The 23,146-nt window shown below is 43.5% G+C and carries 20 protein-coding genes and 1 pseudogene; 12 read left to right on the top strand and 9 right to left on the bottom strand.

The window, feature by feature from the left end:
- Positions 1-28 precede the first annotated feature (28 nt).
- From FX988_RS02985 to FX988_RS02975, 3 genes are all read left to right on the top strand, one after another.
- On the top strand, positions 29-4,381 hold the full coding sequence (locus tag FX988_RS02985) for an alpha-1,6-glucosidase domain-containing protein (RefSeq protein WP_160178272.1): 4,353 nt from the start codon (positions 29-31) through the stop codon (positions 4,379-4,381).
- Between the two features lie 580 nt (positions 4,382-4,961).
- Positions 4,962-5,429 carry a hypothetical protein gene (locus tag FX988_RS02980; RefSeq protein ID WP_160178271.1) on the top strand — a complete coding sequence of 156 codons (468 nt, stop codon included), beginning with the start codon at positions 4,962-4,964 and terminating at the stop codon, positions 5,427-5,429.
- Between the two features lie 94 nt (positions 5,430-5,523).
- Positions 5,524-5,979: a hypothetical protein gene (locus FX988_RS02975; RefSeq protein WP_160178270.1), complete on the top strand. Its 456-nt coding sequence runs from the start codon at positions 5,524-5,526 to the stop codon at positions 5,977-5,979.
- Between the two features lie 485 nt (positions 5,980-6,464).
- On the opposite strand, the pseudogene FX988_RS02970 reads toward FX988_RS02975, so the two are convergent.
- Positions 6,465-7,562 (bottom strand): annotated as a pseudogene (locus FX988_RS02970) (IS110 family transposase).
- A gap of 598 nt (positions 7,563-8,160) precedes the next feature.
- On the opposite strand from FX988_RS02970, the gene FX988_RS02965 reads away from it, so the two are divergent.
- The 4 genes from FX988_RS02965 to FX988_RS02950 all read left to right on the top strand — a co-directional run bounded on the left by FX988_RS02965 (position 8,161) and on the right by FX988_RS02950 (position 11,736).
- The gene (locus FX988_RS02965) at positions 8,161-8,493 is read left to right on the top strand and encodes a hypothetical protein (RefSeq protein WP_160178269.1); all 333 of its coding nucleotides are present in this window, start codon (positions 8,161-8,163) and stop codon (positions 8,491-8,493) included.
- A gap of 224 nt (positions 8,494-8,717) precedes the next feature.
- Entirely contained in the window at positions 8,718-10,268 is a 1,551-nt protein-coding gene (locus FX988_RS02960) for a transposase (protein ID WP_254700705.1), read from the top strand.
- Positions 10,269-10,498: 230 nt separating this feature from the next.
- The gene (locus FX988_RS02955; protein WP_160178268.1) at positions 10,499-11,134 is read left to right on the top strand and encodes a glutathione S-transferase family protein; all 636 of its coding nucleotides are present in this window, start codon (positions 10,499-10,501) and stop codon (positions 11,132-11,134) included.
- A gap of 104 nt (positions 11,135-11,238) precedes the next feature.
- Positions 11,239-11,736, top strand: a complete 498-nt coding sequence (locus tag FX988_RS02950; RefSeq protein WP_160178267.1) for a hypothetical protein — start codon at positions 11,239-11,241, stop codon at positions 11,734-11,736.
- 37 nt (positions 11,737-11,773) lie between these two features.
- Here the strand turns inward: FX988_RS02950 and FX988_RS02945 are convergent, their stop codons facing one another.
- The 3 genes from FX988_RS02945 to FX988_RS02935 form a co-directional block, all read right to left on the bottom strand.
- Positions 11,774-12,064: a type II toxin-antitoxin system RelE/ParE family toxin gene (locus tag FX988_RS02945; RefSeq protein WP_160178266.1), complete on the bottom strand. Its 291-nt coding sequence runs from the start codon at positions 12,062-12,064 to the stop codon at positions 11,774-11,776.
- The gene (locus FX988_RS02940; protein WP_160178265.1) at positions 12,057-12,278 is read right to left on the bottom strand and encodes a TA system antitoxin ParD family protein; all 222 of its coding nucleotides are present in this window, start codon (positions 12,276-12,278) and stop codon (positions 12,057-12,059) included. Before FX988_RS02940 ends, FX988_RS02945 begins: the two co-directional genes overlap by 8 nt.
- A gap of 544 nt (positions 12,279-12,822) precedes the next feature.
- Positions 12,823-13,806, bottom strand: coding sequence for a transposase (locus FX988_RS02935; protein ID WP_160178264.1), 984 nt, complete (start codon positions 13,804-13,806; stop codon positions 12,823-12,825).
- 204 nt (positions 13,807-14,010) lie between these two features.
- Here FX988_RS02935 and FX988_RS02930 point away from each other — a divergent pair, with 204 nt between their 5' ends.
- Complete coding sequence (locus tag FX988_RS02930) at positions 14,011-14,568, top strand: hypothetical protein (protein ID WP_160178263.1); 558 nt, start codon at positions 14,011-14,013, stop codon at positions 14,566-14,568.
- A 104-nt stretch (positions 14,569-14,672) separates the two neighbouring features.
- Here FX988_RS02930 and FX988_RS02925 read toward each other — a convergent pair whose 3' ends face one another.
- Positions 14,673-15,011 carry a YggL family protein gene (locus FX988_RS02925; RefSeq protein ID WP_160178262.1) on the bottom strand — a complete coding sequence of 113 codons (339 nt, stop codon included), beginning with the start codon at positions 15,009-15,011 and terminating at the stop codon, positions 14,673-14,675.
- Between the two features lie 344 nt (positions 15,012-15,355).
- Here FX988_RS02925 and FX988_RS02920 point away from each other — a divergent pair, with 344 nt between their 5' ends.
- Positions 15,356-15,514, top strand: a complete 159-nt coding sequence (locus tag FX988_RS02920) for a DUF2986 domain-containing protein (RefSeq protein ID WP_160178261.1) — start codon at positions 15,356-15,358, stop codon at positions 15,512-15,514.
- 142 nt (positions 15,515-15,656) lie between these two features.
- On the opposite strand, the gene FX988_RS02915 is transcribed toward FX988_RS02920, so the two are convergent.
- Complete coding sequence (locus FX988_RS02915; RefSeq protein WP_160178260.1) at positions 15,657-16,874, bottom strand: flavin monoamine oxidase family protein; 1,218 nt, start codon at positions 16,872-16,874, stop codon at positions 15,657-15,659.
- Positions 16,875-17,090: 216 nt separating this feature from the next.
- Here FX988_RS02915 and FX988_RS02910 point away from each other — a divergent pair, with 216 nt between their 5' ends.
- Together FX988_RS02910 and FX988_RS02905 are read left to right on the top strand one after the other, a co-directional pair.
- Positions 17,091-17,714, top strand: coding sequence for a cytochrome c oxidase assembly factor Coa1 family protein (locus tag FX988_RS02910; protein ID WP_254700704.1), 624 nt, complete (start codon positions 17,091-17,093; stop codon positions 17,712-17,714).
- A gap of 146 nt (positions 17,715-17,860) precedes the next feature.
- Positions 17,861-19,048: a leucine-rich repeat-containing protein kinase family protein gene (locus tag FX988_RS02905; protein ID WP_160178259.1), complete on the top strand. Its 1,188-nt coding sequence runs from the start codon at positions 17,861-17,863 to the stop codon at positions 19,046-19,048.
- 26 nt (positions 19,049-19,074) lie between these two features.
- Here the strand turns inward: FX988_RS02905 and FX988_RS21600 are convergent, their stop codons facing one another.
- Entirely contained in the window at positions 19,075-19,245 is a 171-nt protein-coding gene (locus FX988_RS21600; protein WP_011574787.1) for a hypothetical protein, read from the bottom strand.
- A gap of 228 nt (positions 19,246-19,473) precedes the next feature.
- On the opposite strand from FX988_RS21600, the gene katG reads away from it, so the two are divergent.
- Positions 19,474-21,738: a catalase/peroxidase HPI gene (gene katG, locus FX988_RS02900; protein WP_160178258.1), complete on the top strand. Its 2,265-nt coding sequence runs from the start codon at positions 19,474-19,476 to the stop codon at positions 21,736-21,738.
- A gap of 98 nt (positions 21,739-21,836) precedes the next feature.
- Here katG and FX988_RS02895 read toward each other — a convergent pair whose 3' ends face one another.
- Together FX988_RS02895 and FX988_RS02890 are read right to left on the bottom strand one after the other, a co-directional pair.
- Positions 21,837-22,478: a phage tail protein gene (locus FX988_RS02895; RefSeq protein WP_160178257.1), complete on the bottom strand. Its 642-nt coding sequence runs from the start codon at positions 22,476-22,478 to the stop codon at positions 21,837-21,839.
- A 9-nt stretch (positions 22,479-22,487) separates the two neighbouring features.
- Positions 22,488-23,129, bottom strand: a complete 642-nt coding sequence (locus FX988_RS02890) for a phage tail protein (protein ID WP_160178256.1) — start codon at positions 23,127-23,129, stop codon at positions 22,488-22,490.
- Between the last annotated feature and the right edge of the window lie 17 nt (positions 23,130-23,146).

Genomic DNA, 23,146 nt, shown 5'->3' with positions numbered 1-23,146 from the left:
TGATAAAAATTTAATGGAGTATAAACGTATGTTTACTCGCACAAATAGCCTGCCTTTATTGGCAATATCGATCAGTTTATTAAGCCTGACTGGCTGTGGTGGCTCAGGATCAGAGCCTGGCACCACGTTACTTACTTGTAGTGTACCCAATGTGCCAGATGCCTCTGGCACCAGTTGCGTAGCACCAGAGCCCATTAGCTGTGCGCCGCCAACCGTGCCGGATGCTTTAAATGAGTCTTGCGTGGTAGGGGCCGACCCCACAGCACCAGCACCTATGGCAAGCCCCGCCATGGATGAAGCTGTGTTGTACTTCAACTTGGCCGCAAAGGGTGCCGATAACAGCCCAAATGATGAAACTTACACAGGCTATCGCCTGCATACTTGGAATAACGATGCGTGTGATGCCTACGCTGATGCTGACACCGATTGGGCGAATGGCCGGGAGCATACAGGGATTGATCCTAACTATGGTGCCTATTGGGTACTTGAATTAAAACCAGATTATGCGGGCACAACAGGGGCATGCGGTAATTTTATTATTCACGTAGGCACAGATGACGCAGGCAAAGAGCTTGGCGGCGGTGACTTTAAAATGCCTTTGTCGCAGGACGATCCTGATTTTGCCAGAATGAACTTTACCTTTACTGGTGTGGCTTCTATTTTCGAATTTCCCATTGTGTCGTTAGGGCCCCAACCGGTGAAAATTGATGGTGCGGCGGCTCACTGGATAGATGGTAATACTGTGTTATGGGATATCGACCCCACAATTGTTAGCCAAGTGAAGTTGCATTATTCAGCTAATGCCGACTTAAGCGTTGATGTGGACACGGGTCTAAGCGGCACGGCAATCGAACTTGAAGAAATCGAGCTAAGCGATGAGCAAAAAGCCCGTGTGCCGCATTTAGCCAATATGTTGGCATTTGCAGGCAATTGGAGCGCGGAGGAGGCAAAAGAGGTGCTTAAGACCCAAGCGGTGTTAGCCTCTTATGATGCCGAGGGTGTGCTTAATGGCGCGACCCAAATTCAATTAGCTAACGTCATAGATGCGCTGTACACCCAAGGCGAAAATGATGCTGATGAAGCCAGTTTAGGTGCGGTTTATACCGACGGGGGGATTCAAGTTAACCTATGGGCACCGACAGCGCAGACAGTGAGCTTGAAACTATACAACGATGCAAAAGCAGAGACTGCCAGCTACCCCATGGTGCTTGATAGCAATAGTGGTATATGGCGCTATGAAGGCGGTGCTGAACTAGACCGTCAGTTGTATCGTTTCGAAGTAACAGCCTATCATCCAGTGACTATGGCCCTTGAAACCATGCTCACAACCGACCCTTACTCGTTAAGCTTATCCACCAATAGCCGCTTCTCGCAGTTTGTAAACTTAAATGACGAAGACCTAAAACCTGAAGGGTGGGAGACCCACGTTATTCCCACCATCACCAATCCTGAAGATGCTGTGATCTACGAAGGTCATATTCGGGATTTTAGTGTGCGCGATGAGAGTACCAGCGCCGCTAATCGCGGTAAATATTTGGCGTTCACCGAACAGGGCAGTGTGCCCAATCAGCATTTAGCGAAATTAGTTGAAAACGGTTTGACTCATTTTCATGTTTTACCAGCTAACGACATGGCAACGGTCGAAGAAGATGAAAGCCAAAGTGTTGACTTGACCAGTACTGTAGCAGATTTATGCCGCCTAAATCGCCAAGCGGCCGTGTGCGATGAAGAAAACGCAGACGCGACCCTGCAATCTGTGTTTGACAGTTATGATGCTATCGCTGAGCCACAAAAAGCCCAAGCGTTAACGGAGCAAATGCGTGGTGATGACAGATTTAACTGGGGCTACGATCCGTATCATTTCAATGTACCTGAGGGCAGTTATGCATCTGACGCGGACGGTGTAACACGCATAAAAGAAATGCGTGCGATGAATCAATCATTACACGAAATGGGCCTACGGGTAGCGCTCGATGTGGTGTACAACCATACCAACGCCTCTGGCTTAAATGGCAAATCGGTACTAGATAAAGTCGTGCCGGGCTATTATCACAGATACGACACAGTTACTGGTGGCATCGTGCGCGAAACGTGCTGTGACGACACCGAGCCACGCAATCGCATGATGGAAAAGTTCATGCAAGACTCGTTGGTGATGTGGGCCACGCAATACAAGTTTGATTCATTCCGTTTCGACATTATGAGTCAAGCCACCAAAGACACCATGCTGCGCTTAGAAGCCGCCGTTAAAGCGGTGGATGAAGACAACTATTTCTATGGTGAAGGTTGGATAAAAGAAGACCGAGGCTACGAGCAAGCCACGCAAATTAATATGGCAGGCACACAAATTGGCACCTACAACGACCGCATTCGAGAAGCCGTACGCCAAGGTCAAATATTCAGTACCGAGCCAAGCGATAGCGCATTAGCCGCTCAAGATAAGGTTAAAATGAGCCTAGCAGGCACGTTAACTGACTATATTTTGGAAGATTTTAAAGGCGCAGCGTCAGCCACCAGTAATATTGGTGGCTACGCAACTGACCCAGCTGACATCATCAACTATGTGTCAAAGCATGATAATGAAACCCTATGGGATCAATTGCAGTACACCTTACCCAATGATATGACCTTGGCCGAGCGGGTAAGGGCGCAGAATATTGCGGCGACCCTTCCTTTGATGTCTCAAGGTATTCCGTTCTTTCAATTAGGCGGAGATTTCTTGCGCTCAAAATCGATGGATCGCAACACCTATGATGCAGGCGATTGGTTTAACTATGTAGATTTCACTATGAACAGTAATAACTGGCTGGTGGGGCTACCGTTAGCTCAAGATAACGAAGGTCGCTGGGCAGAAATGGCTAATTTCATTTACAGCCCTGAGCGCGCGGCCAGCATGACCGAAATCGAGTTTGCATCCAATGTGTTTAATGAGTTGCTTAAAATACGCAGCTCATCAGCATTATTCCGCCTAACCACGGCTGACGACATTATCGACCGTGTTGGCTTTCATAATATCGGCGCACGTCAAACCCAAGGTTTGATTGTGATGAGTATTGATGATGGCCTAGCCGCTGACAATGGCGAGGCAGGAGAAAACCAAACACAACGAGCTGACATCGACCCGATGGTTGATGCGTTAGTGGTGATCGTCAACAGTAGCAGCGAACAGCAAACCCATGGCGTGCCAACCGCACAAGGCTTTGAGTTACATTCAGTGTTAATGAACTCGGTTGATAGCCAAGTACGAGGTGCAAGCTTTGCCCAAGGTGAAGGGGATAATGAAGGCAAGGGCATGTTCACTGTACCTGCATTGACCACAGCGGTATTTGTTAAACCACAAATGGGCGCGCAAGGTGTGGGCTTATCGGCTTATGCGACATCAGGTGCACCAGATGTTGTCCCGTATGGCAGCACATCTGTGTTCGTGCGCGGTGCGATGAATGGCTGGGGTGAAGTAGATGAAATGGTTTATCAAGGCGATGGTGTTTACGCCGCCGCAATATCCATTGAGTCTGGTGATTATGAGTTCAAAGTGGCTTCAGCTGATTGGTCAACCGTGGATTTTGGCGCCAATAACGGCGATGAATCAGTGGCGCTTAGTGCAGATAAAACCTTAGCCGCTGGGGGGGCGAATTTACAGTTATCCCTAAGCCAAGCACGGGTGCTCAAATTTACTTTGGATGCCAGTGATAAAGCAGCGCCGGTATTAACAGTGGATAACGAAGAGCCATTTTTTGGTACTACCGTATTTGTGCGCGGCTCGCTCAATGGTTGGGGTGAAGATGACCCTATGGACTATGCGATTGGCGGGCAATACAGCAGAACCATCGAAGTAATAGCAGGTTCTTACGAATTCAAGGTTGCTTCTGCAGACTGGTCAACAGTGGACTTTGGCTCAGCAGATGCTGATGCAAATGTGACGGTAGGCCAAGGCAAGGCGCTCGCGCCAGGCGGCTCGAACATGACAGTAACCTTTGACTATGATGGGCAATACACCTTTGTATTTGATGCCAGTGAGAAAACCGCACCGACGCTCAGCATATTTGACGCCGAAATGTTTGGTGAAAATACGGTCTTTATTCGCGGTGGGATGAATGGCTGGGGTGAAGTTGATGCGCTGGTATTTAACGCTGACGGTAGCTACACGGTTGATATTGCAATTGACGCCGGCAGTTACGAATTCAAAATTGCCACGGGCGATTGGTCAACGGTAGATTTGGGCGGTGTAGGGGATGACACTCAAGTCATTGTTGGCCAGGCTAAGCAATTGACTTACGCCGGTGCTAATTTAATGATTGATATACCAACAACGGCAACTTATCGCTTTAGCGTTGTCGGGCCTGACCCATCAGCCCCAACAGTCACGGTGACACAGTTATAGCTACGTAGTGGTAACTTTACAACTTTAACTAAGTTGTACGAGCCAAGCGATAAAGCTTTAGCTAAACGAAAGTAAGCAAAGCTTTATCAAATCAAAAACGCGATATTGATTATCGCGTTTTTTGTTTTTAGGCAGAGTGATAATTGTTCCATGGCGTTGGTGTTAACAGTATTAGATGAAGAGGTTTTAACGTGATCTATCAGATTCGATTAATAGGATTCAATCAAATTAAATGACCTGTATAAAAAATCAGGTGTAATCGGATTTAGTGAATAATGCCCATGTCGCTTCCTATTATGTAATCTTGGTTGGTCTCGCTTTGTTTTTCTTAAAAACGCTAAGTTATTAATTTAATTTTGGAAAATATTTTTCACATGGTTTTTAATAGGTAGCAGAAAAGTCTCGTTAAACCAAGGTCTCCTTTTGCTTTTGCAACTTCGAGTGGTTTTACTCGTACGATAGTAAAAATACTGAATAAAATCAGAAGGTAAGAACTTAAAATGACGAAAAAAATAATCGAATCGAGAAGTTGCATATACGACATGCTCGATAATAAGCGTTATACGAGAAGGAGATTCTGTTGAAGCCTACATTTATTTTTATCATTATTTTGTGTTTAAGCTCTTGTACATCGACAACGAAACAAGTGGCATATAGCCCTTCTCAACTAGTCGGGACTTGGGAATTAAAATTTGACGGTCGATATCCTTATTGGTTCAGTCAAATTGGTTTTACTGAAGAAGGGCGTAAATGTGTTTTGTCTTATGAATTTGATGCAAAAGGCAGAGTAGATATAACTTACTACGCAAACAGATATGTTATTGAGAATGGACACTTAATTAGCACTGTAGAATTCAGTAATACTGAATATGTACCAAAGGGTTATGTGATAAAAGACCGAATCGATAATATCGACACAAACGGTTTTGAAGTGTTTATGGTTGGACCTTTGATGGGAAGTACGCCTGAAATCCACCAACGACTAATTGACGTTGCTCCCGAAGAAATTTGCAAAATTGTCGATAATTTTCGTATAACAAGCGCCTAAACTCCGACAATGGTTAGTTGTCATGGTTTTGGCAAACAACGCAAAAAGCCACGCCAACACATTGCGTGTTAGGCGGGCGTTATATGGTTTAATCATGAAGTATATCCTCATCATTTTGGTATTCATTTCTAGCCACTCTTTTGCGTGTCGTGGTTCTTATGCTGATTTTGAGAAAAGCATGGAAAAGGCACATGTTGAATATTTAAATAACTTAAAAGAATTACGTAAAAATTCTGATTTGATATTCATAGCTAAGCTTTTTGATTTCAGAAAAGAAGAGCAAGATGCAGGTTTTACTATTTTTCCTGTATTTTCAGAAGTGGATATATTGAAAGGTGATAATACCAACACTCACGTTTTAAACTTTTTTAAATCAAATCTCATTAGCATTGATTGTTCAATGAGTTATGATTTACGTGGCGATGAGCTTTATGCAGGTGCTAAGTATTTGGTTTACGTAAAGAATGGCATCATTCAAAGGTTTAAGTTATTTATTGAGTATCCAATTGAGCTTACAGCAAAAGAAGAGCTAAAAGCTTTGGTGCAATAACCATATAACAAGTCATTTCAGCAGGAAAAATAACAGTTGGCTATTTGCTCGTGCCTCGCTTATTTTAGCCAACAATTATTTACTTCTGAATGAGGCGTTGGTATGACTCCCCTTGTCAATAAAAACCGAGTGTCTTCCTGACATTTTTTCGGTCCATAATTCGCTGCTTTCTTGCTCTAAATAAATGAGCTAACGCACCGGATGAGGCAGTAATGTCGTCGGTTGTCATGCTGGTATCCGTGGATTATTCATCTCTCAATGAACAGCGCCTACCTTACTCACTCCGCCGTAGCCCGGTGACCGCTCAGCCTTTCTCATCAGTCTATGTTCGTGGATCAATAACCGTTAAGTTATTGCCATCATAACGCCCTCGTAGGTTGTGCCACATTCCGCGGCCTGATCCGAACGCATTAGCTCAAACTCGTTTATCATGCAGGTACTCTACTTAATCTTAATTTTGGATTAACCGGCGTGAGCACTATTTCTCAAGCTATAGCCCATATGTAGGCTGCCATCTCTCTGGCTATCGCCGTAATGATTAAATTGTAGTGTTTGCCTTGTTTATTCATACGCTGATAGCGTTTACACAATCGAAGTTGTGCTTTCCAAGCAATATCGACAATATCTTTGGGTAAGCCTTCTTGTCGTAGTTGAATATCCGTCGAGATATTGGCTCGATAGCGATAACTATGTGCGCCCTCAATAAGTAAGCGCCTAGCTCTACCATTCCCACATTTGGTTATTGCACCTAAGTGTCGTTTTCCACCTGAAGAATGCTCGCTTGGTACCAAACCTAAATAAGCCATGAGCTTACTAGGATGGTCGAAGCGGTGTAAATCTCCAAGCTCAGCAACAACCCCAACCGCCACTAGTAGCCTCACCCCACGCATGGCTTGAACCGCTTTAACGACAGGATAATACCGCCACTGGTGTACATGATGGGTTAGCTCATTATCCAGCCTTTCTAACCGGCGGATCCGCTCTTCAATAGTCTGCAACTGTTCCTGCAATACGATTTGCTGCGCTGGATAAGGTAATATCAGTTCGGTCAGCCACCGCAGATGTTTTTTCGACCAATTTGCCGTACCTTCATAACGAATGTTGTTGCGTAGTAACAGTGCTTTAAGCTGATACTTAGCTTCTTTTAAATCTTTCATTGCCGCTTCACGAGCACGGGATAAATCGCGAACGGCTTCGTCCTCAGGCTCGGGCACATATATGGGCGTGAGATCTTCCGACTTTAACAACTTCACTAATTTAAGTGCATCACGACGGTCAGTCTTAATTCATTCACCAGGCTTTTTGGGTATAAGGGACGGCGCTACAACATAGCAACAATGCCCTAAACTCGTTATCAGCCGATAAATCCAGTAGCCACAAGGCCCAGCTTCATATATAACGTGAAGTGTTGCACTAGGATATTTAGATTCAAACTGCCGGAGCAGCTTTTTTACACTAACTTTTGATGAAGATACCCGTCCGTAGTGAACAGGGCTGGCACCGCGTTGTTCCTCACAATAAGCTACTTCATGGAATTCTTTGTGCGTATCCAAGCCGATAAAAATCATGCTATGTTTATTCATGCTAGCCTCCAAATGATTTAGTCTTTAGCAAACTAATTATGGTTCCGGCCGGCGTTCCGGTGGCTTTCAGCTAACCCACGATAATGCGGAGGCTAGCATTTCACAGGGAGTCATTGTGTCTATGCGTATGGGTACCGTTGCTTCGGCATGCTGTTTATCAACTAGAGAAAGTTAAAATGACGAATGTAAATTCTGAACGACACGTATTTTCATTTGAAGGGGGAGATCAACTAACCACTATTGGTGCTACCTTCTTGGTTTCGTATCTATATCATCAGCATATAGATTCAGCTCATAATAACTGGGCTAAGATAAAAACTCAGAATTCACGAATTAGCACCATTAGCAGGACAGAGAATTATCATCGCAAATGGCTTAATCACATAGGTAACATGAGTGAAGCCAATCTGAATAGAAACACTTTAGGTCTAGATGCTCCAGTTGTAAAAGAAATGGCTCAGGCAATACTGCAATACTTATCGAAATAATACGCCTAACAAGGGTTTTCAAGTCGGACAAATTACAGTTGGCTTTTTGTTCGTGCCTCACTTATTTTAGTCAACTGAAATTTGCCGCTTAAAACGGTGTTAGGTAGCTAATGGAATTGCTCAGCATAACGATAGCCATATTATTATATTTGAATGCATCAGCAATATATTATGCTGTTGTATCTGATATGTTTTCAAAGAAACAGTTAATCGCTCAATCCATTTTCGTTTTTCTTGTTCCGTTTTTCGGTGCAATATTAGTCTTAGTGTTTTCTATCTCACAAATTGATAGAACTGGTTTTAAACCATCAATAGATAAACCTAAAATTAGATTGTTGAGTTTTGTATTCTTAACATTTTTGGTAAGTAAAAATTCATCTGATAGCTTCGATAATGATTCTAGTCCTACTGATTTTGGTGGCTCAGATGACGGTGGTGATTAAGGCTACCTAACAAGAGCCTCAATTCGCTCACAAGTTAGCTCGGACAATTAAGATGGGCTATTGTCGCTGCGCTCAATATTTTAGCCCATTATTAATTGCCGCTTAGGCAAGCGTTGAGGCTGTAGAAAAACTCTAATTTAGTTCGTAAAACGTACAATTATTGCTTCCCACTGATCACGGTTTGTGATCAAATAGGTGTTATCAGTTAGGCAAAAGGAGCCTTGATGATGCCGCGCTTTATCCCACTAAATTACCAACAAAATACAATGGTAGTGCTCAACTATCTCGATCAATTCCAATCCGGTACATTTGAACATGCAATTCATCATTTGATTGATTCTCGGCTGGATTTGTCGGTGTTTTATCCCAAGTACAAAAATGATAATAATGGTTGTCCTGCTTACGACCCAGCTGCACTTCTAAAAATCATCTTGTTTGCTTATTCCAAAGGCATCACATCGAGCCGTGAAACCAATATCATTTTTAAAGCATTGAGTTGTGATTCAGTGCCGCACTTCACGACGATAGCCGCATTTGTCAGTGGTCGTAGGGACGAGATTGAAGCGGTATTTGAGCAGGTGCTGTTGATATGCCATGAGCAAGGTTTGTTGGGTAATGAGTTGTTTGCAATTGATGGTTGCAAGATGTCTTCTAATGCAGCCAAGGAATGGTCAGGGACCTTTAAAGAGCTAGCAGAAAAACGCGATAAACTTAAACGTCAAATTCGTTATCACATGAACGAACATGAGAAATTAGATAACAACGAAGCGGCTGATGAATCGCGTAGACAGCGCGCAGCCCAGGCGATTGACACACTGAACAAAGCACACGAGAAGATAGAAAAATTCTTAACTGAAAAAGCGCCTCGGATGGGCAAAGGTAAAAGACCGAAGGAAGTAAAAAGTAACATTACCGATAATGAATCAGGCAAAATGACCACCAGTAAAGGCACTATTCAAGGCTATAACGGCGTGGCAACGGTGGACAAGAAACATCAAGTTATAGTGGATGCCACGGTATTTGGAGAGGGACAAGAGCACCATACCTTAAAGCCAGTATTAGAAGGCATTCAAGGTAGGTTTAAACGCCTGGCGATTAGTGACGACATCTTACAAGCGCGAACCATCATCACCGCCGATACGGGGTTTGCCAACGAAATGAATATGCAGTACCTGCATGACAATCACATCAATGCGTATATTCCAGATAACCATTTCAGAAGTCGTGATCCCAAGTTTAGTGAGCAAAAAGCCAAATACGGTAAACGCCATCAAGATAGCAAAGTACGGAAGAAAGCCGTTATTCCAGCCAGCGAATTCAGTTTCGACCCAATGACCAACAGCTGTGTCTGCCCATCAGGCGAAAATCTTAGTTTTAGAGGCATTCGCGAGAATGACTTAGGCATTAAAATCGCCTATTTCGAAGGTCGATTACTCCAATGTCGTAATTGTGCTAAAAAACAGCAATGTATGCACAACCCAAAGGCTGCAGACCATCGAAAAGGCAACGGCAGGCAAGTGAGTTTTACATTAAATGAAACAAGATCGCCGACCTATACCGACTGGATGATGCATCGGGTGGATAGTCCGAAGGGCAAACAAATTTACAGTCACCGCATGTCTGTGGTTGAACCTGTGTTTGGTAACATGGGGACGAACAAAAAACTAAATCACTTCAGCCTTAGAGGTAAAGACAAAGTGCAAGGTCAGTGGCATTTGTTCTGTCTGATACACAACCTGGAGAAACTCAATAACTACGGGCAGTTAGTAGCTTAGTAGTCGAAAACCCGCTAAAAATCGCCTCCTTCAAGTTACTGAAAATAAGCACTTCCACTCCAGTACAACCTAAAACCGTAAAATACGTAATTCGAGCAAAAACTTTGCAAAATCAACTTGACCAAGGCAAAGTTCACAGAATATAAAAATAAACAAAGGCGAAGGAAATGGTTAGACACAATCTACTTGTTCTACAGCCTCGTTAGGCAGTCAACAGAGAGGTTCAGATAATGAGCGAATTGACAATTTGGACGTTAGACTGGGTGCCCCAAGGCCCACGCGGCTTTGTACGTGACCTTCGGTTACGTTGGGCATGTGAGGAGGCTGACTTACCTTACACTGTTCAAACGATTCCATTTGATGACAGAGAGACTAATCACCTTGAACGCCAGCCCTTTGGCCAAGTTCCTTTTATAAGTGACGGAGATCTTCAGCTATTCGAAAGTGGTGCCTGTCTTCTTTATCTAGCGCAGAAATCTGACAAGCTGATGCCGTGTGAAGTCATTGATCAAGCGCACATCTATCAATGGTTATTTTCCGCTCTAAATTCGGTTGAAATGGTAAGTGTGCCTTGGTGGTTTCTGAATATTTCAGGTAATTCTGAAAATGATCTTAGTGGCTGGATGGGTAACCGCCTCAATCAACTTGAAAATGTTTTAAGTCACAGAGATTGGCTGGTGGCTAATCGGTTCACGGTAGCAGATCTATTAATGGCAGATGTACTACGTGTGCCGTTAGTGCGCGAGTTCGGTAACCGCTCAGCTACGGAAGCTTATATAGAGCGTATAACCGAACGTCCTGCATTCAAGAAAGCATATGCAGATCAAATCCAGCACTTTGAGTTGGCTGATGAGAACCGGAAATAATTAGTGAAACCATTGCCTAACAAGTCAAATCAGTTCGCAGCTATCGCTGCCAGACTCATTAACGTTCTCCGCTGTTTGAGGCGTTAGCTGTATAAGGGTTCTTGATGCACCGTATTACATTTTTGATGTTCATTTGTCTTCTAGCTGGTTGTGCTGCTAGTGGCCCTGATTTCCAGCTTGATACTAAAAAAGTAGAGAAAGACAATATTATGGTTTACATATTTCGACCTGATCCAGGTGCTTTTATAGGAGGTAATGCTTGGCCAAATACATATGTTAATGGCGAATATATAGGTTCTCTAAAGTCGGGTGGTTACTTAAAGGTAAATCTACCAAGAGGGGAAAACGAAATATATGTGGGAACAAAAGAAGGTAAGTTTGCTAATTGGAGCGTTCCGCCAGTATCGATGCTGTTGAAAGAAACAAATCAAGATGAATACTTTATAAAAATGGACGTTGTATGGACATTTGGTCAATCGTTTTTGGCAACTGTTGCAGGTAGTACAGTTTCTATTGCAAATGAAGAAGGTTATGCTCGCTTGACTTCAGTTTCTAAAGAAGAAGCGTTAAATGAAATAAGTAAAACTAAGTTATCGAATTAACAGCTATAATCTACTTTTTCTACAGCCTCGTTATAACTCAAAAGAGGTGCTTGACGTCACGGTAAAAATTTTCGTGTGAGCCAAGGGCTATTAATTCTAAAACAATTGCACCATCTTCATAGCTGTAGCCTAAAAGGGTTAATTGTTTCACCATTTTAAATTTATAAACTCTCATAAACGCTAAATCACCTTTCTTTTGTTCACCGAGTGTGGGCTCCGCCACTATTAACTTTATCGCTTTATCTAAGTCTTGTTTTTGATTTTTATGGAGCTTTTTTACAGCTTTTTTGAAACTTGGTGTTTGAAGTACCTTGCTTACCTTAGCCAAAATCGTAAGCCTCTAATTTTCCGGCTTCTTTTTCAGCCTTAGCAATAATTACCTGTTTAACAAAGTCGTAAGGTAAATCCGGATTATCCTCCATCATTTCACCGATTTTAGCCCAGTGTTCTATTTGCTTAGGTGTCGTTCTATTTAGTGCTTTTGCCATGATTGATGCTTTTTCTACTAAGTCTTCATCTAATCTAATACTTGCAGTTGCCATAACAGCTCTCCTTTGATTATGCAGGAACGATTGTAGTATATCGCCACAAATGTAGCAATGAGATATAACAAATCAATTAATAGTGATTCGAATACGTTTGTCGATTTTTATTGCAAACAACGCAATAAAACTGCCAAACTATCGAACACATTATTTAAGTGTTAGATAACCATTGGAAATAATACAACGTTGTCAAAATTAGAAAAAACTAAATTTGAATATGAGGTCGACAGGTATTGGTTTAAATTTTCGAATTTGATGCAACTAGTGTTTGGGACCTTATGTCTCGCATATGGTAAGCAAATAAAGACTCTACAAGCTTTAAAACTATTAACAAAGACAGCCATCTTTAAAATCGTATAAAAACTCTCCTACTTAGAAGGGGGAATCCCCCTCAACAAGCGTTAAAGTACATTTTGAGTTTAATGATTGGGGATTTTTTACCGGAATATAGAGCGTTGAGAAACGAAACGGTGCGTAAGGTCAATTTCCAGGCAAACGCCAACGCTACAAGAGATGCATTAGATGTGTTAGTTGTAATGTTTTAAGCGCGTTTTAACAACGCTTTTGCTTTGGTCATTCCCCGCAGTCGTTGATGATGAGTATGGCGCTTAAAGGCATTCATCATTTGCTCCGCGCCAGCAGCGTAGCAGAAGTGTTTTTCAAACTCGGTAGTTAAGGTTAACCACTGAGCAGAGTCTAGTCCCAATCTTTGTAGAATAGGGTTGTGAGTATTATTGATATGACCCGCCTTGTCATCACGAATGCACCGACCTGTGGTATCAATGAGCTCACAATAGTCTTTGAGCGAATACGCAATACCTTTTGGCATATTTTCACGATGATTTTTCACAAAGGGCATTAAAACGCCTGGTTGTGATTGTTGGTTTTTAACGGCGTGAATGCGTTTTTTGATACTGGTGTGTTTTGACGTTTCAGGTGTTTTTGCCATTTTTGCGCGAATGGGATTTAAATCTACATACGCCATACACGCTAGCACAGCACTTTCATCTAGTAGTGCTTGGGACTTGAATCGCCCTTCCCAGAAGCGACCAGTGCAGCCATCTTCTTTATTCGCTTGACGAGCAATATACTCATTCAAGTCACGCATAAACCAGCTTATGTCGTAAAGACGTTTTCGATAGGTTTCAACGGTTTCATCAAAGGTGATTAGCTCTGCTTGGCTAAGCGTATCGCCGTTAACAAACTTCTGAGTCAGCAATGTGCCTCTGTGTAGCTTGTGGTAGCGTCTCAACACTTCATCGCTATCCCACTTATCCGCCATTGATTTATCTACGCATAGCACCACATGCGTGTGATTATTCATGACTGCATAGGCACAAATGTCTATTGCGAATACTGTTGCTAGAAATAATAAACGCTCTTCTACCCAGCCTCGGCGATGCTCGTAACTTTGCCCAGTAAGCTGGTTCGAACCACATAAATAAGATTGGCGAACGCAGCGGGACACGCAATGGTAATAAGGCGTATCGATTAAACTAATTTGGCTTTTTCGAGATTGAGGCATAGTCCATTTACCTGACAAAATAAGACACAAATCAAGTATAGATTAGCCTTGAAAATTGACCATTTTTATAATGGGTGTCTTTCTTTTTTTGTCGCGGTGATATGAGCTCTCATGTTGGCGCTGAATATGCTAATCGTTTGAGCGAACCTTGTTTGTGTCTAGGCACATTGGACGCGAACGTATTGGCCGAAGGAGTGAATAACCATGATAGTGACCAGTTTTGAGTACGAAAAATGGCAAAACGAATATGCTGCAAGAACGAATGACGTTGATAAAGTAACAGACAATGATAGCGATAATAAGCAAACACCTTCCGCTAGTGGGCAAGCATTTGCCGCTGAATTGGCTGTTCAACAATCACATCAGCAATCACATCAACAAACAAGGCAACGAAATAGCATCACCGAATCTACTAACGCCAACGACGCCCCGCAGCGTGAGACGACGTTTGGTGAGGAGGCCTTTGAGTATCTGTTAGCGAACAGGCTAGGGGTAGATAAACGTACACTTGATGAACTTAAAGCAGAACTTGAAGCGTTGGAGTCAGAGCGTGATAGTCTGATAGAAAAAGAATCGCTAAACGAAGCGCAGCAACAAAGGCTGGAGGTGATCAACGAGCGTATAGATGCATTAACGCAATTGATGCAAGACTTGGTCGAGCAAGCGAGTGAAAGAACTGCCGAGCATGAAGCACAGCAGGCGTTATTGTCAGGCTCTGCACAATACAATGAAAATCAGACTAAGCGATCGTTCGGGATCTGAAATTATGTGCCTTAGGTAAAAGAAGAACACTGCGTTGCTGTGAATAGAGTACACACCAGCAACGCTCGATCATCTTTGTGAGATGCCGTTGTTCAATATCCTTATTAGATACCGTAAATTGCATCAACCAATGGGCCAACTTTTACATCGCTAGCGATGTTCTGGCCATATAAAAATGCTTCGATAGCGGTCTTGTCTTCTTCTGTCGCATTACCGTAACGATCAGCAGAGGTAACGAAACCTTCTAATGTTTCGCTTTCGTCGTTTAGCGTAATGTAAAGGTGTTGGTCTATTACAACATCCGCGAAAGTGTTGAAGAATGCCTCGTATTCATCTTCTGACGCTTCAGCCAAATTACAGCTAAATTCAAAGCCAAGAATGGCCCATTCGTCTAAATGAAGTTTCTTACGAATACGTCTGTTTCTCGTTGTTTTCTCTGTCATGGTATACCTGTAAAAAATGTGCGAAATAAATGGCGCTAACATTTAAGTACACGTGTAAAACGTGAGGGCTAAATGTTGGTTACGCTGTTAACGCGCGCATACTAACAGCTTTTCTGCTGCTTTAATGAAACTAAGAAAAAATATACAAAGAAAACTAAGTTTTCAGTCATATAAAGAAAAACGACAATAACGAAAGAAAGGTAACAGGTCGCAACTGATCAGGTACAATGTACTCACATCGCGCGCTTCGCGTGTTAATTGCTCCCTTTAATTGATGTTTGACGACACCATTTTGGCCGTTAAACAGAAAATCATAAACACTTAGACGAATACAAAGATTAAACATGAATAGAAAGAAAAAGCTCACTCAAATCCACAAAAAACGTGTGAAGGCCGTTGCCGCTAAAAACAGTGGTAAAAAGAAATCAGGCTATGTGTCTAAGGCCGAGCGCGCAAAACTTGAAGCGGCTGCACAAGCCGAAGAGCCAGAACAAACCGAATAATGGCTTTTACAAGCTTGAATGTTATTCCATCCAATATTTAGTGCATTTAACTTTAACTGCTCGCTTTTAGCCAGATAATGAGGGTTTACCAAAACAAGGAACGTTTTTTGCGCAGCGCTATCAACTCCCTGCGCTATCAGGGCTAATTAAGGGGTGTGCGCAGTGCTTTACTAATGTCAGAAACGACTTTGTCGGCCGCATGCAGCGCGCCCTCTAAATAGCCCGCGTCCTGCACGGAAAATTCACTGCCAGCGAGATACAATTTACGTGTTTTTAGTTCGTCTTCTAATCCTCGCTGATTGAATTCAGGGTGCTTAGATGATTCATTAATGTCTCGCTCGGTAGCGCAAAACGGATCATTTGCCCAATCTTTTAGATAACAGTCCGTCACACTGTAAGCATTTTCACCATAGAAAAATGCGAGTTGGTCGAGGCAAGCTTGTTTGAGCTGATTTTCACCTAGTTGATTGCGCTGTCTTGCGGGAACACCAATGAACCCAAAAATTCCAAAGCTGGTATTTTCGGTTGCGCTGGCATCATGCATTTCTATCATAGGGCCGACTTGACTAAACGCTTGGCCAGAAAGACCTTTGTCACGCCAAAACGGCTTAGAGTAGGTGGCCACAAACTTTGCCTGGGCCCCCATCCATGTTTGCACTGTACTTAAGCGCTGATTAAGTAAAGTCGAACCCCATATTTTTGCGGCCAAATCACGCTGTATAATACGCGGCGGTAACGCGAGTACTAAGTGTGACGCGCTGTAATCAAAGCGCTGTAGGGGGTGAGCTAAATTTGTAGGCTGTACATATTCAAGCGCGCTATGTTCGTTCGATTGAGTTTGGTTAGTATGGTGGCCTGAAATAGCCCACAGTCCATTTTCTTCGTTGCGCGTAATACTGCTCACGCAGTGGTCCAGTTTAATTTGATGTTTAGATTCTGTTTCATCACATGCTGCACTAAGTGCGTTGATCAATTGGTACATACCGCCTTTAACACGAAACAATTGCATCGCGCCCGCACCAGAAATTTGTCTAGCCGTCGTACTGCTAGGCGCCTGAAAAAGCACATCTCCCGCTGTGTATTGCTCAAACAATTCAAGCCCTAATTCTCGCACCAAGGTCTGAATTTTGTGTTGATGTGGGAATATCCAAGTTGGGCCCATGTCATGGCTAATTGTAACATTAGCAGTAAAATCACCAGCATTGCGGTCAATATCTGTCGAGGGGACTGCGCTAATACGCCCCCCAAGCTGGCTTTTCGCTTCAAGCAAAACGTAAGGTATACGCAAAGCCTCAAGCTTGGTCGCTGTATACAAGCCTGATAAACCACCACCAATAATAATGACTTTTGTCTGTTCCACGTTTAAGCCCTTTATTTTTTAATATCGTGACTATAGCAATATTTTATTGCTATATCTATCAGTAGGTAGATGTGTAAGTGTGAAATTTTATTGAATGAAACACGGGCTACTATTCGTCAAAGAGCGATGGTATTTTTAGTATCTTACGCTTTGTAGAAAAGCGCTTACCCACAGCTAACTGCTGTTAGTCGCAAGAAAAAGGGAACACGATAGGAAATGGAACATAAGCACATGGATCAAGCATACACGTCAGGCATGGGTAAAGCGTCAACGGTGCCTGAAGAAATCAAAGGGTGGAACTGGGGGGCTTTTTTACTAAATTGGATTTGGGGTATCGGCAACAGCACGTTTATTGCTTTGCTGATGTTTGTGCCCGGGGTCAACTTGGTGATGATGTTTGTATTAGGGGCGAAGGGAAATGAGTGGGCATGGCAAAACCGTATGTGGCGTGATGTCGCCCACTTTAAAGCCACTCAGAAAAAGTGGCGTAATGCGGCTTTAGTGCTTGTTTTTGTTATCTTCCCTTTGTTATTTGTGTCACTGATGAGCATGATGAAAGGGGAGGCGTACCATTTATCTGTTACGGCTGTAAAAAAACATCCGCAAGTTATCTCTATGGTCGGTAAAAACCCTGAGCCAGGCTTTTTTGTGTTAGGTGAAATTACCTATTCAGGTGAAGGTGGCAAGGCTAATTTGAACTATTCCATTGAAGGCGATAAATCCTCAGCTGAGGTGTATGTATATGCAACTGACTTAGCCGGTCAATGGTTGCTACAAGAGGTTGTTGTGATGAATAGGGAGCAGGGCGAATTAGTTTATGTTATATCACCCTTAGAGTAAGTACAGCCGAGCCGCGCTGTTTTTTAATGAGCCTCAATTGACGTTTGTCCTCAAAGTGGAACTATCTTTTTCGTCTTGTTTTCAGTAGGCTAGCGCCGCGTTAATCGAGGTAAGGCCTCTTTACTTTTTATATCGGGTTTCTCACATTGCACACACTTAAGCAGCTCAAAAGTGGTCAGCTGGCTGGCCTATCAAAACTTACCTTGTCTGAAAATCTCACGGAATTTCCCTCAGCGATTTTGACCTTAGCAGATACGTTGGAGGTACTTGATTTATCAAATAATAAATTAAGCTCATTACCTAAAGCACTCGCCAAGCTTAAAAAGCTTAAAATTATCTTTGCGTCGAATAACCGGTTTGAAGTTTTACCTGAGGTGTTAGGTGCTTGTGAAAATCTTGAGATGATTGGTTTTAAAGCCAACAACATTAAATATGTTCCCGAGAACTCACTGCCCAAAAAACTTCGTTGGCTGATTTTAACTGACAATCAAATTGAATCATTGCCAAATACGTTAGGTGAATGCCCTCGAATGCAAAAGTTAGCGCTTGCAGGGAACAAACTGAAAACATTACCCGAGAACATGAGCCAATTGCACAATCTCGAGTTACTGCGGATTTCGGCGAATGATTTAGCCAAGTGCCCAGAGCAACTATTGGATTTACCTAAATTGGCCTGGTTTGCGTTTGCGGGAAACCCATTTTCTGCGGCAGATTTACATATCGACACAGTGCCTCATGTATCATCTACAAGTTACCAATTGCATAACGTGTTGGGACAAGGGGCATCTGGCGTCATTTCAAAAGCAACTTGGGTTGCGTCAACTGATTTTCCCGAAGAAGTCGCAGTAAAGGTGTTTAAAGGAGAGGTCACCAGTGACGGTTACCCAAAAGACGAACTTCAGGTGTGTTTAAAAGTGGGTCAACATACCAATTTAGTAAAGCCCTTGGCTCAAGTCACTGAGCCAGAATGTTTGGCTTTAGTGTTGGCGTTAATTCCTCCACACTATCATAACCTTGGATTGCCGCCCTCACTAAAAAGTTGCACCCGGGATACCTTCCCTGAAGGATTTTCACTGTCGCCACGACACATTGATAAAATCATATCTCAGATGCAAGAGGTGTATTCGCACCTACATGGAAATCAAGTCTGTCACGGCGATTTGTACGCCCATAACACCTTGGTTGACGATGAGGGTAACATTATCTTTGGTGATTTCGGCGCCGCCAGCATGTACCACATGTTAAGCGAGTCACAACAAAACAAGATCAAGCTAATTGAAGCTAGAGCGTTAAATTACTTTATAGAAGACATCCAAAGTTTGAAAGCGGGCTAGCGTTTGTCGCTTGCCTGATAGGTGAATTAGTCTTTTTTCTCTACCGTGATGGTAATGTTTTTCGATGAGCCTGCGTACCATTTTTGTACATAGACTGAGCCTAACACTGGGGCTTTGCCTTCTTCTGGCACTTCTTTATAACGAACGCTGTTTTTAGTTTCTTTTTCTAAGGTGAAGTTAAGGGTAACGGCAGACATTTTTTAACTCTTTTTATATGAATGGTCGATATGATTACGTATACGCCGGTTTAACGCAATGCGATATTTTGAGACTATTTTTGGTGGATTACTCCCCCTTGCACATATTACATTTAATTCACAATTGATTAACATTTTAGATTGAAGCAATCTGTTTTTCCGTCTGCAATAAATTTACGTTGACTCCTATAGTCATTAAGCAAATTGACTAATCTAAAGGACATCAGCATGTTACCTAGAGTAAATAAACGTTCAAACTGCATTGCTAGAAAAACCTCAAATCGCCTTCTTAGCGCCGTATCTTTGGCAATAGCCTCATTGTGCATCAGCCAGAGTGCGCTAGCCGATGGTATGCCTAAGACCAATACATTCTGGTGGCCAGAGCAACTGAACTTGCAGCCGCTTAGGCAGAATGATGCGAAATCGAACCCCTTGGGCGGAGACTTTAATTATGCAGACGCATTTAAAACGTTAGATTTGGCGATTGTGAAAAGCGATATTAAAGCACTATTAACCTCATCCCAAGATTGGTGGCCAGCAGACTATGGCCATTACGGACCGTTCTTTGTGCGAATGGCGTGGCACAGTACTGGTACCTATCGCATGTCAGATGGACGCGGGGGCGGGGCAGGTGGCCAACAGCGGTTCGAGCCACTCAATAGCTGGCCGGACAATGTTAGTCTTGATAAAGCAAGGCGTTTGCTGTGGCCAATTAAACAAAAATACGGTCGCAGTTTGTCCTGGGCTGATTTGATGGTGCTAACCGGAAATGTAGCGATGGAGTCTATGGGCTTTACTATTTATGGATTCGCCGGCGGTCGAGAAGACGACTTTGAACCAGATTTGGTGTACTGGGGGCCAGAAAAAGAATGGTTAGGGGGGAATGAGCGTTATTCTGGTGAGCGAAAATTAGAGGAGCCTCTGGCTGCTGTGCAAATGGGCCTAATTTACGTTAATCCTGAGGGGCCAAATGGTAATCACGACCCTATTTCAGCGGCTGCCGATATTCGTGATGTGTTCGCACGCATGGCCATGAATGACGAAGAAACGGTGGCACTCATCGCTGGGGGCCACACGTTTGGGAAAGCCCACGGTGCGCACAAACCAGATGAATGCTTAGATCCTGCGCCAGCAGGAGCAGCAATAGAAGAGCAAGGTTTAGGCTGGAAAAACAAGTGCGGAAAAGGCAATGCAGAAGACACCATTACTAGCGGCTTGGAAGGGGCTTGGTCTGTCAGCCCAACTCAATGGACCATGCAATATTTAGATAATCTATTTGGGTTTGAATGGGTTAAAACCCAAAGCCCCGCGGGAGCGACTCAGTGGATCCCTAAAGGTAATGCGGGTGCGAATTTGGTGCCTGATGCACATGTCAAATCCAAGCGCCATGCGCCCATTATGTTTACGACCGATTTAGCGCTGAAAGAGGATCCTCAGTACAGAAAAATCGCTGAGCGCTTTCATGCGAATCCTAAGGAATTTGAGTTAGCGTTTTCTAAAGCATGGTTTAAATTAACCCATAGAGATATGGGCCCTCGCGCGCGTTACGTAGGTGATGAAGCCCCAACGGACGACTTCTTATGGCAAGACCCTATTCCTAGCGTGGACTATGCGTTAATTGATAAACGTGACATCCAACACCTAAAGACGAAATTACTGGATGGCGATGTTACGCCTGCTCAATTAGTCAAAACAGCATGGGCGGCTGCGGCCAGTTTCAGAGCGACAGATATGCGCGGGGGTGCGAACGGCGCTCGTATTCAACTTACCCCACAAAAGGACTGGGAAGTTAATGATCCGGACGAATTGAACACGGTTTTAACGTTCCTCAACAAGGTGAAAAAAGACTTCAATGACGGGCAAAGCGGTAATAAACAAGTATCGTTAGCGGATCTAATTGTGCTTGGCGGTGCAGCGGCCATTGAACACGCCGCGAGTAAAAATGACTTCGACGTTGAAGTACCCTTTATACCCGGGCGCAGCGATGCAACCCAGGCTCAAACAGAAGTGGGATCATTCGCAGTACTGGAGCCAAAAGCAGATGGATTTAGAAACTACTACGCTCAGGGAAATACCTTATCACCGGTTGAGATGTTGGTGGACAAAGCAAATACCCTAGATTTGTCCGTTCCTGAAATGAGCGTATTAATGGCTGGTTTAAGGGTTATGAATACCAATGCCGATGGTAGTGATAGGGGCGTACTGACAGATAATCCCGGAACCTTAAATAACGATTTTTTTGTTAATTTACTCGACATGTCAACGCGCTGGGAAAAGGCGAAAGACAAACAAGATCTCTATATAGGAATAGATCGCAAAAGCAACAAACAACGTTGGTCCGCCTCCTCAGTGGACTTGATATTTGGCTCTAATTCAGAGCTAAGAGCAGTCGCTGAGGTGTATGCATCTGATGATGCTCATCAACAATTTGTGGATGATTTTGTTAAAGCGTGGACTAAAGTCATGACCTTAGATCGCTTTGATTTACGGTAATATGACTTAAGCCTGAAGCAGGCCGAAAATGTGAAGGCCAGATACCCATGGTTCGTGGTATCTGGCCTTATCTCTTTGGAACCATACTAGTATTGAAACTAATTCCTAGAGGGAAATAGTCCTTGCAACGCAATACATGCAGTCAACACTTGGTAAGGCTGCATATTGTTGATTAGGTGATTTCCTGCAGGGCCAATAGAGGTGGTCGAGGTGAGTGCATCGTCAGCCATTGAGACATCGGGTGCCTCATTGTTATATACCCGATCGGCCCCATCATCTGCTAATACAGCCATATCAGGTGAAGCTAGTCGTCCACGTGCGCTAGAAGCATGCAAGGTGGATACTGTTGTTGCAAAATGAGTATGGGTTGGCAGATTGTCTGTGATCAGCGTGATGCTTTCACTACCCCCTTTTTGACCCAAATTAATGTTGCCACCAGTTAATCCAATTGGTGTTCGCCCCCGATAATCAGGTAGACCAAATGACGTTCTACCATCACCACCGTAGTTAGTGCCAAGGAGGGAGTAAAGGGCTTGATACTGGTTTATTGGTAAAAGTTGTCCATTAGCTTGTGTCCATCCTCGAGGGCAAAAAGTAAACCCAACGTATTGGACTTCGCCTAGCATGGGATCAGCATTTGCCTGACTTTTGTTTGGCCACAACATAGTCACCACAGCAGCTAAGGTCATCAGGCTAACGGCGGCAATTCGTTTGGAGCTTGCTTGTATATAACTGTTCATAATTTTTCCTTAGCTTCTGCTTGGGTACAAGCCGACTAAGGCGATGCAGTAACGCATTGCGATATTAGGCTGTGCTCTGTTAATCGGGGCGGGTGAATTACTTCCTGTGGCACTTAATTGCGTCACGGATGCCACTGCATGCTCGCTTAGCTGTACATCTGGGGCTTCAGCATTGTAAATTCGGTCTCGTCCATCATCAGCAAAATGCGTCCCATCAGGTGATGGTGAATTGCCATCAGCAGTAGAAACATTGACTATAGTTTCGGTACTGGCAGTGTGACTATGGCTGGGTAGCGCATTTAAGGTGAATGTTTCTGCTCCACCCGTTTGCCCTTGTGCCGTGCGACCAATGCCAGGACCATTGCCTGTGTGTTTTACCACTCGACCCTGCAAATTAGGAAGCCCCATAGTTGTTCGACCATCTCCGCCATATATGGTACCGATAAGTGAAAAAAGGGCGGTGTATTGTGAGATTGGCAACAGCTGGCCGTTTGCATCGGCCCAGCCGCGGGGGCAAAAGGTGTAAGGGAACTGACGAATTTCAGCTATAAATGGTTCATTCGCCATTACGTTGGTTGCAACACTCATATTAATCGCCACCGCGGTGGTTAACCCAAGTGAAACCTTGTATATATTTTGATTAATTGTCATTTTACAGTCCTCTTTGG

It is taken from the genome of Paraglaciecola mesophila (genome assembly GCF_009906955.1).
Taxonomy (GTDB): domain Bacteria; phylum Pseudomonadota; class Gammaproteobacteria; order Enterobacterales; family Alteromonadaceae; genus Paraglaciecola; species Paraglaciecola mesophila_A.
The sequence above is the reverse complement of the archived record's forward strand: the minus strand, read 5'-3'. Positions and strand labels throughout refer to the sequence as shown.

Coding starts and splice junctions, on each gene's coding strand:
- FX988_RS21600 (WP_011574787.1), bottom strand. CDS start 19,245: ATGTCTGCCGTTACCCTTAACTTCACCTTAGAAAAAGAAACTAAAAAC.
- FX988_RS02975 (WP_160178270.1), top strand. CDS start 5,524: ATGAAGTATATCCTCATCATTTTGGTATTCATTTCTAGCCACTCTTTT.
- FX988_RS02890 (WP_160178256.1), bottom strand. CDS start 23,129: ATGACAATTAATCAAAATATATACAAGGTTTCACTTGGGTTAACCACC.
- FX988_RS02965 (WP_160178269.1), top strand. CDS start 8,161: ATGGAATTGCTCAGCATAACGATAGCCATATTATTATATTTGAATGCA.
- FX988_RS02950 (WP_160178267.1), top strand. CDS start 11,239: ATGCACCGTATTACATTTTTGATGTTCATTTGTCTTCTAGCTGGTTGT.
- katG (WP_160178258.1), top strand. CDS start 19,474: ATGTTACCTAGAGTAAATAAACGTTCAAACTGCATTGCTAGAAAAACC.
- FX988_RS02920 (WP_160178261.1), top strand. CDS start 15,356: ATGAATAGAAAGAAAAAGCTCACTCAAATCCACAAAAAACGTGTGAAG.
- FX988_RS02985 (WP_160178272.1), top strand. CDS start 29: ATGTTTACTCGCACAAATAGCCTGCCTTTATTGGCAATATCGATCAGT.
- FX988_RS02910 (WP_254700704.1), top strand. CDS start 17,091: ATGGAACATAAGCACATGGATCAAGCATACACGTCAGGCATGGGTAAA.
- FX988_RS02930 (WP_160178263.1), top strand. CDS start 14,011: ATGATAGTGACCAGTTTTGAGTACGAAAAATGGCAAAACGAATATGCT.
- FX988_RS02925 (WP_160178262.1), bottom strand. CDS start 15,011: ATGACAGAGAAAACAACGAGAAACAGACGTATTCGTAAGAAACTTCAT.
- FX988_RS02960 (WP_254700705.1), top strand. CDS start 8,718: ATGATGCCGCGCTTTATCCCACTAAATTACCAACAAAATACAATGGTA.
- FX988_RS02935 (WP_160178264.1), bottom strand. CDS start 13,806: ATGCCTCAATCTCGAAAAAGCCAAATTAGTTTAATCGATACGCCTTAT.
- FX988_RS02895 (WP_160178257.1), bottom strand. CDS start 22,478: ATGAACAGTTATATACAAGCAAGCTCCAAACGAATTGCCGCCGTTAGC.
- FX988_RS02940 (WP_160178265.1), bottom strand. CDS start 12,278: ATGGCAACTGCAAGTATTAGATTAGATGAAGACTTAGTAGAAAAAGCA.
- FX988_RS02955 (WP_160178268.1), top strand. CDS start 10,499: ATGAGCGAATTGACAATTTGGACGTTAGACTGGGTGCCCCAAGGCCCA.